This is a genomic window from Thermomonas sp. (assembly GCF_020850895.1).
Classification (GTDB): Bacteria; Pseudomonadota; Gammaproteobacteria; order Xanthomonadales; family Xanthomonadaceae; genus Thermomonas.
The window spans coordinates 1-9,951 of sequence record NZ_JADZDS010000130.1 but is presented as its reverse complement, the minus strand read 5'-3'; the positions used below and the strand labels follow the sequence as shown (position 1 = coordinate 9,951).

General features: G+C 66.2%; 8 protein-coding genes. 7 read left to right on the top strand and 1 reads right to left on the bottom strand.

Annotation, left to right across the window (positions count from 1 at the left end):
• Positions 1-206: 206 nt before the first annotated feature.
• Positions 207-407 carry a hypothetical protein gene (locus IT472_RS11505; RefSeq protein WP_297181671.1) on the bottom strand — a complete coding sequence of 67 codons (201 nt, stop codon included), beginning with the start codon at positions 405-407 and terminating at the stop codon, positions 207-209.
• A 219-nt stretch (positions 408-626) separates the two neighbouring features.
• Between IT472_RS11505 and IT472_RS11500 the strand changes: the two genes are divergently transcribed.
• From IT472_RS11500 to IT472_RS11465, 7 genes are all read left to right on the top strand, one after another.
• Positions 627-1,025, top strand: a complete 399-nt coding sequence (locus IT472_RS11500; RefSeq protein ID WP_297181670.1) for a hypothetical protein — start codon at positions 627-629, stop codon at positions 1,023-1,025.
• A gap of 872 nt (positions 1,026-1,897) precedes the next feature.
• Positions 1,898-4,333: a DUF5906 domain-containing protein gene (locus IT472_RS11495; RefSeq protein ID WP_297181669.1), complete on the top strand. Its 2,436-nt coding sequence runs from the start codon at positions 1,898-1,900 to the stop codon at positions 4,331-4,333.
• 238 nt (positions 4,334-4,571) lie between these two features.
• Positions 4,572-5,267 carry a hypothetical protein gene (locus tag IT472_RS11490; protein ID WP_297181668.1) on the top strand — a complete coding sequence of 232 codons (696 nt, stop codon included), beginning with the start codon at positions 4,572-4,574 and terminating at the stop codon, positions 5,265-5,267.
• Between the two features lie 281 nt (positions 5,268-5,548).
• Positions 5,549-5,926, top strand: a complete 378-nt coding sequence (locus IT472_RS11485) for a hypothetical protein (protein WP_297181666.1) — start codon at positions 5,549-5,551, stop codon at positions 5,924-5,926.
• The gene (locus tag IT472_RS11480; RefSeq protein WP_297181665.1) at positions 5,923-6,708 is read left to right on the top strand and encodes a KilA-N domain-containing protein; all 786 of its coding nucleotides are present in this window, start codon (positions 5,923-5,925) and stop codon (positions 6,706-6,708) included. The genes IT472_RS11485 and IT472_RS11480 overlap by 4 nt, the downstream gene beginning before the upstream one ends.
• Positions 6,705-9,749 (top strand): terminase gpA endonuclease subunit, encoded by a 3,045-nt coding sequence (locus IT472_RS12330; protein ID WP_343231834.1) that lies wholly within the window; start codon positions 6,705-6,707, stop codon positions 9,747-9,749. The genes IT472_RS11480 and IT472_RS12330 overlap by 4 nt, the downstream gene beginning before the upstream one ends.
• A partial coding sequence (locus IT472_RS11465) for a hypothetical protein (protein WP_297181663.1) occupies positions 9,746-9,951 on the top strand: 206 nt, incomplete at its 3' end. The genes IT472_RS12330 and IT472_RS11465, both read left to right, overlap by 4 nt.

Genomic DNA, 9,951 nt, shown 5'->3' with positions numbered 1-9,951 from the left:
TCCCCGCAGGCCGTGAGCGACATCAAGCAAGGGCGCACCAAGGCGCCCAGCGGGATGGCGGCCGTTCGGTTGCATGACCTGCATGCGAACAGCGTCGCTCCGAATGCCGCCGAGCCTGTCGGCAAGGCGGCCTGAGATGACCGCGAACCGTTTCGACTTTGCCGCCGCAAGCCCCGCCTTCCACGCGTGGGCGGCACGGAAGCTGTTCAGTGTGGAGGCTGCGCCGACAGGTGATCGAAGCCTGCCGCCAGATCCAGAAGCATCGCCGATGCCCGCGAGTCGAGTCCGGTCTGCGCGGCGAACGATTGCATCAGCGTTGCGCATTCCCGCAGGTCGGCTCGCGCCGCTGTGGCGATGGATAGTGCGGCCCCTTTCAGTACCTGCTGCACGACGTTGAGGGTTTCCATGATGACAACGTGTTCGATCATGCCGGTCTCCGGGTTGCGGTTGGGTGGTCAGCTCCCCCAATCCTACCCGGTGGCCGGCGCCTTGCTCGGTATCGAAAAGCCGGAGTCCGCGGAAGCTGGCGCGCGGCGGAAAGAGATGCATGATGGCGGTGGTCATGGCTCTTTTTTTGCCACGGCGAGCCTGTCCGACGCTGTCCGACGCCGTCGGAGCGTGTCGGAATGACCGCGCACGAGGCGCAACTGCCGCTGATCGTGGAATCGCTGGAGGATGCGATTCGGGCCACGGTGCAGGCTATCGGTGGCTTCAAGCGCGTTGGCGCTGAGATGAAGGTGGACATGCCTGCGGACGCGGCCGGGCGGTGGTTGTCTGATTGCCTGAACCCGGAACGCCGCGAACGGCTGACGCCGTCGGAACTGGCCTACATCAGGCGGCGGGCTCGACAGGCCGGCGTGCACATGCTGGCGGCGTATGAGGCCCGCGATGCGGGCTATGCCGAGCCGGTACCGGTGGAGCCAGAGGATGAGCGCGCCGCGCTGCAACGTGCGTTCGTGGAATCCACGAAACAGTTGCAGCAGATGCTGCGGCGGTTGCAGGAGATCGGGGGCGACCGTGCCTGACTTCGTTGACCGCGTGCAGGAACTGCAGCTGGAGGAAGCGGCGCGGATCGTCGCGGACCACGACGGGATTGCGCGGGCGCCTGGGCGAACGCATTGCGTTGTCGCCGGCTGCGGTGAGCCGATCCATCCATCGCGAACTGAGCTTGGCGCGCAACGCTGCATTGAATGCCAGCAGGCGCTGGAAGCTCAGACCCGGAGGCGCTGGTGACCGATGGTCAAGCCGCGCGGCCAGTATCGCGCAGGACACAAGCCGCCGAGGCCGGAGGCTGCCGCGCGATACGCGGAATGCTTGCGGCTGCTGCACTCGCCGCAGGCATTGACGTCGGAGCAGTTGGCCAAGATCGAACGCACGGCGCAGGTGGCGCCGTATCGAAACAAGCGGCAAGGGGAGCTGGACGTATGAGCGTGACGCGATGTCTTGGGCCAGCGGTGCGGGCGCTTTCGCGCGCATCGGCGAGCGCCCGCTGGCGGTACATCGGGAGATTGCCACGGGCGTGTTCCGATCCCGGATGCACGTCGCCTAGCTGTCGCGACGTGGTGTCTGACTACTTCCGGATTCAAGAGCTGGCGCTCGAGAACCGGGCCCGGCTGGATGCAATCGAGGCGCAGCGCAATGCTCGCTGATGGGCGCGACATGGCGCGGGTGCCGCCGTCGGCGGTGGATGCTGACGTTTCCGCCGTCGCACGGCGGCGCGCATCCCCGTCCCCCTGTTGGTTTTGGTACACCTCGGCGGCATTGACTGCACGGGGTCTGGCCGCAACTGGAGTCATCTCGTTCAGGTTCGCCGGGAAAAGGTACTCCGCAGAGGGGTGCCATCCGGGTAATTCGGACCTCGTTTGGTGGGTAGGTAGCGGGGAGTCGGCTCACTGAAATGGTTGCCGCGAATTACGATGACGTGCTTGGCCAGCTTCGCGACTTCGGGCTGCAGGTTGACCACCTCGAAGTGGGCACCGGCCGCATGGTGCGCACCAAGATCGAGGGCGACCGCGAAAAACGCGGGTGGTACATCCTTCACGATTTCCGCACGACGCGCGGCGATCTGCTGATCGTCGGCAGCTTCGGCATCTGGCGCGGCAACGAGAACCAGTCGCGCAAGGTCGAGCTGCGCAAGATCGAGATCGACCCGGCCGAAGCCGCCGCGCTGAAGCGGCGTCTGGCCGATGACCGCAAGGCCGCCGAATTGGCTAATGCACGCAAGGCCGCCAAAGGCGCCGCCCGGGCTGCTGCAATGTGGGGCCGGCTCAGCGAAGACGGCGACTCCGACTACCTCGACGCCAAGAAGGTCAGCGCCTACGGCCTGCGCTTCACCCCAAACGGGACCGCGGTGCTGCCGCTGCTGGACACGCAGGGACGTATCCATGGCCTGCAATTCCTGCGAACACAGGCCGCCGCCAAGAAGGCCAGTCGTCCCAACAAGACAATCCACCCGAAGGAGTTCTGGCCTTACTACCCGGGTGTCAAGAAAGGCCACTGCCACCTGATCGGCGCACCGTCGTGGATCGTGCTGGTGGCCGAAGGCTACGCCACCGCCGCCTCGCTGCACATGGCCACCGGATACCCGGTCGCGGTTGCGTTCGACGCCGGCAACCTGACGCCCGTCGCCGAGGCGCTGCGCAAGCGCTATCCGCAAACCAAGATCCTGATCTGCGCCGACACCGATGACCTCGGCAAGTGCCGCGTCGATACCTGCCGCGCTCGCCTCTCGCTGGCACGCAACCCGATCGAATGCCCGGAATGCGGCGAACAGCACGGCTACGTCAATGCCGGCATCGGCGGCGCCAGCACCGCCGCGCTCGCTGTGAACGGTGCTTGGGTCGCACCAACATTCGCGGATCCCGATGCGCGCATCGACGCCTACCTCGCCACCGGCGCCAAACCCACCGATTTCAACGATCTGCACGTCGCCGAAGGGCTGCACGTGGTGCGCGTGCAGGTGGAAGCCCGTCTCTCGGAATTGCGCTGGACTGCGCGTGTCGTGCAGCCGCCAGCCACCACCAGCGGGGGCGGGGCTGCGCTGCGGCCCATCCAAACCAGCGCGGAGCTGTTGGAGCGCTTCAGTCTGGTATTCGGTCACAGCGGCGCGGTGTTCGACCATCAGGAGCACAAGCTGCTGTCGCTGTCGGACATGCGCGACACCTGCATGTTCAAGTTCATTCACCGCGACTGGCAGGAGTCGCCGAACCGCCGCATCGTGCGGCCAAGCGAAGTCGGCTTTGATCCAACAGGGCAGGATTCCGACGTCACCTGCAACCTGTACGCCGGCTGGCCGACGGTGCCCAAGCCCGGCAACTGCGACCGCCTGCTGGACCTGCTGCGCTACATGTGCAGCGAAGACCGCAACCCAGAGGCGCTGTTTCGCTGGGTGCTGCGCTGGATCGCCTACCCCATCCAGCACCCCGGCGCCAAGATGAAATCCACGCTGGTGATCCACGGCCCGCAGGGCGCAGGCAAGAACCTGTTCTTCGAAGCGGTGATGCGGATCTATGGCGAGTATGGCGATGTGCTCGATCAGTCTGCGGTGGAAGACAAGTTCAACGATTGGGCGTCGCGCAAGCTGTTCATGATCGCCGACGAAGTGGTCGCACGGTCGGACGTCTACCACATCAAGAACAAACTCAAGGCGCTGATCACCGGCGACCGCATCCGCATCAATCCCAAGAATTTCGCGGCGTACTGGGAGCGCAACCACCTGAACCTGGTGTTCTTGTCGAACGAAGCCATGCCCGTGGTGCTGGAAGAGGATGACCGCCGCCATTGCGTGATCTGGACGCCCGGCAAGAAGCCGCCGCAGTACTACGCCGCCGTGATGGCGGAGATCGCCGCCGGCGGCATCGCCGCGCTGCACGACTACCTGCTGCATCTGGACTTGGGTGAGTTCGATCCAGGCACCCACCCGCCCAGCACGGACGCCAAGTCGGAGCTGGTTCGGCTCAGCCTCGATTCGCCGATCCGATTCCACGATGAGCTGGTCCTTGAGGAAATCCCGAAGGTCGAGCCGATGCCGGGGCTCAGCTCCGATTGGTACGCGCTCTACCGTGATTGGTGCAAGCGGCACGGCTACAGCTGCGCGCCGGAGTCCAAGTTCGTGGTGGCGCTGGTCCGGCAGCGTGGCGTACCAAAGGTGCGCAAGCGCTACGACGTGGCGTGCAAGACGCGCGGCCCGCATCACTTCCTGCTGCTTGGCGCCACCGCGCCGCCGGAAGGCACCTCGGAAACGTGGTGGTTGGGCGACTGCTACACCCGGCACAGGGAACAACTGGACGAATTCCGCGGCCGGCTGGCCTCGGTGGGAGGAATGTCGACATGAATGTGCGGGGTGTGCGGGGTCTGTGCGGGGTGCTGTGCAGGGTTGAAACCCGCGCCGCTATTGGCTTGTGCAGGGTGTGCGGGGGTTTCGGCCCCTACGCGCGCGCGCCCACGCGCACCAGCATTCGTCGCCAGCACCCCTTACACGCGGGCACCCGCGCGCGCGTGCCCACCCCCGCACACCCCGCACACCCCGCACAACGCAGGCGCTGCGCGGGTTTCGCGTGTGCGGGGTACGCGTGCCACCCCGCACACCCCGCACAGACGCGATCGCGCACGCGCGCGGGCGCGGTTCGTCTTTCTCGGCTGTCTCGGGAAAAGGGAAGAGGAGGCCGGAAGTGATGCCCGCCCAGGATCGCGCGATCACCCTGAAGCAATTCGCCCGGCTGCTGGACGTCTCACCCAGCTACATCACCGAGCTGAAGCAATCCGGCCGCCTGGTGCAGGACGATGCCGGCCGCGTCCTGGTCGAGGCCAGCAAAGCGCGTATCGCCGACACCGCAGACCCGGGCAAGGACGCCGTGCGCGCGCGTCACGCGGCCGGGCGGGAGGCGGCGCGGGTGGATGGTGCGGATGCCGTGTCGGACGGCGACAACGGGACGGATACGCCGCGTTACGACCCGGACGATCCCATTGCAATCCGGCGCGCCCGTGCCATCGCCGACAAGGCGGAGGCCGAAGCACGCAAGGCGTTACGCGAGGAACAAGCCGAGCTTGGTCAGCTGCTGCGGGCGGATGATGTGGAGTTCGCTGTGCGCGGCGCCATCGGCACCTTGCGTAACGGGCTGGAAAACCTGCCGGCCATCCTGGCGCCGCAGGTCGCCGCCGAAGGCGACGAAGCCAAATGCCGCGTGCTTCTCACCGATGCGGTGGAGCACGCGCTTGAAGAACTCGCGCGGCAGTTCGCCGCGATTGGCAAGGCGGAGGCGGCATGACCCGCTTGACCGCCGCCGCTTGTTGGGTGCAGGCTATCTGCGCTGCCGCCAATTCGGCAGCCGGGATTGGACTCCCGAAGACTCAGGCGCGCAAGCGCCCGCAGCCAGCCGGCGCTTTTTTCATTCCCGGCCTGGCCGGGCGTGCCCCAGCCGATTTCATGGCGGGCGGCGCGGGGCATCGCAAGGTGCGCCGGTCCCTGAGTCCGGTAGTCCAACCCGCGTCGTCCGTCGCCTCGATTGGACTCGGGTCGGCGGACTCCATACGCACTCAGGAGCCCACCATGCACGCACGCACCACCACTCCGCCCGATGCCCGTGAAGCCACGGATAACGGCGATATCCCCTACCTGCTCCACGCCCTGCGGCGGCAACGCTGGGGCGTTGATCATTGCGATACCGATTGGAAACAGCCGTTGCCCGCGCACGCGGCTGTGCATCTGGCGCGGGTCCACCGCAAGGCCACCGCCATCGATGCGCTGGCGGGTCTGCTACTGGCGAACTTTGAAACACGCACCGCTGTGGATGACGAATCGCGCCTGGACGATTGCATGACCGAAGGCCTGTTCCTTGCGCTCAACGAGCTGACCGCCGACGTGCACAACATGCTTGGCGTCATGAGTGAACAACTCGCCGACACCAACAAGGGAGACGCCGCATGAACGCCCTGATCATCGCCAATACGCAAATCCGCTGCGATGCCGCCGGTCGCTACTGCCTGAACGACATTCACGAGGCCGCTGTCGTGGCTGGGCACAACTACAAACGGTGTCAGACCGAAAGTTTTCTGCGGCTTGTTTCGACACAGGAGATGATCGACCTGTTGCGAAGCGAGACGAAATCTGCGGAATTAGATTCGAAATCTGCGGAATTAGAACCGGTCATCTCGGCGGCTGGTCGTTACGGCGGCACCTACGCCGTCAAGGAACTGGTCTACGCCTACGCCATGTGGATCAGCGCCGCCTTCCACCTGCACGTCATCCGCGCCTATGACGCGCTGGTCACGGCACGGCAGGCGGACGCACCGCCGCCGTTGCTGTCGCAGCCCCAGCATCGCGCGGATCAACTGGTAGCAGCGTCGCGCATCTTTGGCTCCGCCATGCGGGTTGCCCGCCAGCTGCGCTTGCCGCCGTCACGGGCGTTGAAGGCGTCTGCCGCTTGCGCCGCCCGTCATACCGGCATCGATTGGACGTCCGAACTGGATGCCGCGCCACTTGCCGACGACGTGCTGCCATCCCCGGACATCCCGGGACTGGCGGCGCTGCTGACCGATCGCGAAGAAATCACCCTGCGCGATGTCGTACTGGAGCTTGATCTTGGCGATCCCGAGTCCATCAGCCTGCTGCAACGGCTCGGCGCGGCCATACGCAGCCACGGCTGGCGTCCGCATCGGAAACGAATGCTGGGCGGTTGGGGCACAGTGTGGAGGTCCGGTATCCGATGACCGCAACCGCCGCCCGCCTCGCCACCGTCATCGCCCGCAGCATCGCGCCGCGCCGTCCGCCCACAGTCAGCGCTTGGGCGGACGAAAACCGCATCCTCTCCAGCAAAGGCAGCGCCGAGCCCGGCCGCTGGCGCACCCACCGCAACCCGCCGCTGCGTGAGCCGATGGACTGCCTGAGCGCCCGCAGCCCGGTGCGCGACATGGTGCTGATGTTCCCCATCCAGTTCGGGAAGGCGCTGTCGTTGGATACCCCGCTGCCCACGCCGAACGGTTGGACCACCATGGGCGACGTGCAGCAGGGACAGCAGGTGTTGGGCGACGATGGGCGACCAGTGCGAGTGGTGGCTGCATCGGAGGTGTTCCACGATCATCCTTGCTACCGGGTTACCTTTTCCGACGGCGCGCAGATCGTGGCTGACGCGGGCCACCGCTGGCAGGTGGTGGATCTGGCGCGCCTGAACACGTCGCGCCGCGAGGCCAAACGCCGCGCCGCGTCTGACGCGCAGGGTGGGGCGGTGCGGGTGCGCATGCCGCTGAGCACCGATCCGGCTGCCCATCGCCAGGTGTTGACCACAGATGCGCTGGCGACGCTGTACGGCAACAAACCAAGGCAGTCGCGCTACGCCGTTGAGGTGGCCCATCCGCTGGATCTGCCGTCCGCCGCGCTGCCCATCGACCCTTACCTGTTGGGCGTGTGGCTTGGCGATGGCAGCGCCAGTACCGGGCAGCTGTCGTTGCACGAGGACGATGCGCCGCACATCCTGCAGCGCATCGAGCACGCCGGTCATGCGGTGCGTGCTCGCAAGTGCGCCGCCGATGTGGCGCGTGCAAGCCGCTGCATCACCGCCATCATCAACCCACGCAACTGCGGTAAACCGACTCTGCATGGCCTGCTGGTCGGCGCCGGTCTGCTTGGTCACAAGCACATTCCAGTGGCTTACCTGCGAGGTTCCCGCGCGCAAAGACTCGCGCTGCTGCAAGGGCTGCTGGACACGGACGGACACGCCGGCGCGAACGGATCGGTGGAGATCACCTCATCGCTGCCCGCGCTGGCTGGCGGCATTGTCGAGCTGGCGCGCACGTTGGGTTTCAAACCGGTGCTGCGCTGGCGCAGGACGGCCCGAAAGGATTCGGCGCGCATCACGTTCATGGCGCTGCGCAGCAGCGACGTATTCAGTGTGTCGCGCAAGTTGCAGGCGCTGCCTCTGGCGCATTCAGAACGCGGCGCCAGCGCCGTGGGCATGCGCTACATCACTGCCATCGAGCGGGTGGAAACCGTGCCAACTCGTTGCATTGCCGTCGACAACGCCAGCCATCTGTTTCTGTGCGGACGGGAATTCATCCCCACCCACAACACCGAAGTGCTGAGCAACGCTCTTGGCTACACCATGTGCGAAAACCCCGGGCCGATCATGGTTTGCCTGCCCAGCGAAATCGCGATGATGAAGTGGGTGGCGCAGAAGCTCACCCCGATGATCGACGAATGTCCGGCGGTGAAACGCACGCTCACCAGCGTGGCCAGCCGCGACGCGGCCAACACCCGCACTTTCAAGGACTTCGACGGCGGCCAGCTCTACATCGAACACGCCGGCACGCCCGGTCGCCTGAAAATGACCAGCGTTCGCACCCTGCTGGTGGATGAGCTGGACGAATTCGCCACCAGTCTCAGCAGCGGCGATGACCCGGTGGCCATGCTGGACGGCCGCACCTCAGCGTTTCCGGCCACGTTCAAACGCGCCTACATCAGCACGCCAGGCATCCGCGGGATCAGCCGCACCGAGCAACTGTGGGAAAAGTCGGACCAGCGCCGCTACTACGTGGCCTGCCCGGATTGCGGGCACGAACAGCCGCTGCAGTGGAGCGGCCTGCACTGGACGCCGGACGGGTCTCAATGCTGGTACGTTTGCCGCCAGTGCGGCGTGCTGATCGAAGAGCATCAAAAGACCGCCATGATCGCCGGCGGCAAGTGGGTGGCGGAAAACCCCACCGGCACCATCCGCGGCTACAACATCAACTGCTTGTACTACCAACTTGGCCTGGGCCCGCGCTGGCTTGACTTGGTGCAGATGTTCCGCGATGCGCAAAACGACCCGGCCAAGCTGAAGACCTTCATCAATGACCGTCTGGCCGAGCCCTGGGATGACCCGGCCATGCGCGCGGTCCGGCACAACCTGATCGCCGACCGCGCCGAACCGCTGCCGCTGCGCCCGGTGCCGGCGTGGGTGCTGGCGCTGACCGTCGGCATCGACACGCAGGACAACCGCCTCGCCGTGCATCTGCTTGGATGGGGCCGCGGCATGACCTGCTGGCCGGTGGACTACATCGAACTGCTAGGCGATCCGTCCGAGACTGCCGTGTGGGACGCGCTCACCGATCTGCTGCTGCGCCCGGTGGATCGCATCGACGGCGCCACCCTGCGGCTGGACGCGGGATTGATCGACATCGGCGGCCACCGTGGCGAGGCGGTCAAGGCATTCGTGCGCCGGCGCATTGTGCGCCGCCTGCTGGCCGGCTTCGGTGCCACCGCCAACAACGCGCAGGTGCTGGGCAAGGGCAAGCTGGTGGATATCAACTGGCGCGGCCAGTCGGACAAGCGCGGCGTGCACATTCATCAGGTGGGCACCGTCGCCATCAAGCACCTGCTCTACAGCTGGCTCAGCGCGGATGCCGACAAGGATCCAGAGCATCGCCGCATCCGCTTCAGCGACCAGCTCAGCCCGGAGTATTTCGGCGGGCTGGTCAGCGAGACCTACAACCCCGCCAAGAACCGGTTCGAGAAAAAGCGCGGCGGCCCGCGCAACGAGCCACTGGATACGTGGGTATACGCCTACGCCGCCACCCATCACCCCGAACTGCGCCTGCACCGCTGGACGAAAGCCGATTGGGACCGCCGCGAATCCACGCTACTCGCGCAAATATCCGCGGATGTTCCGCGTGAAACACCACCCGCCCCCCACCGGCCGGCAGCGGCTCCCCGTGGAACATCGTCGCCGCCCGCCAGGCGCGGCGGGCTGGTGGACAAGGAATGGAGTATCCGATGACCGATCAGGACTCCACCACGCAGCTGCGTCAGGCATTGGTCGATGCCATTGTCGAGCAAACCGGGATGCGTGGCGTCCTCGCCGAGCCGTATGCCGACGCGGTGCTGGCCTACTTGCAGCGCGAGCATGGCGGCGGGCAACTGTACATCCCGGCGGCAGCCAGGCAATACGACCTGTTGCAGATCCGGGCGCAGCTGGAGCG

What these genes read in the sequence shown, in the direction of transcription:
- IT472_RS11480 (WP_297181665.1), top strand. Translation starts at nt 5,923, where the DNA reads ATGAACGCCCTGATCATCGCCAATACGCAAATCCGCTGCGATGCCGCC.
- IT472_RS11485 (WP_297181666.1), top strand. Translation starts at nt 5,549, where the DNA reads ATGCACGCACGCACCACCACTCCGCCCGATGCCCGTGAAGCCACGGAT.
- IT472_RS11505 (WP_297181671.1), bottom strand. Translation starts at nt 407, where the DNA reads ATGGAAACCCTCAACGTCGTGCAGCAGGTACTGAAAGGGGCCGCACTA.
- IT472_RS11495 (WP_297181669.1), top strand. Translation starts at nt 1,898, where the DNA reads ATGGTTGCCGCGAATTACGATGACGTGCTTGGCCAGCTTCGCGACTTC.
- IT472_RS11500 (WP_297181670.1), top strand. Translation starts at nt 627, where the DNA reads ATGACCGCGCACGAGGCGCAACTGCCGCTGATCGTGGAATCGCTGGAG.
- IT472_RS12330 (WP_343231834.1), top strand. Translation starts at nt 6,705, where the DNA reads ATGACCGCAACCGCCGCCCGCCTCGCCACCGTCATCGCCCGCAGCATC.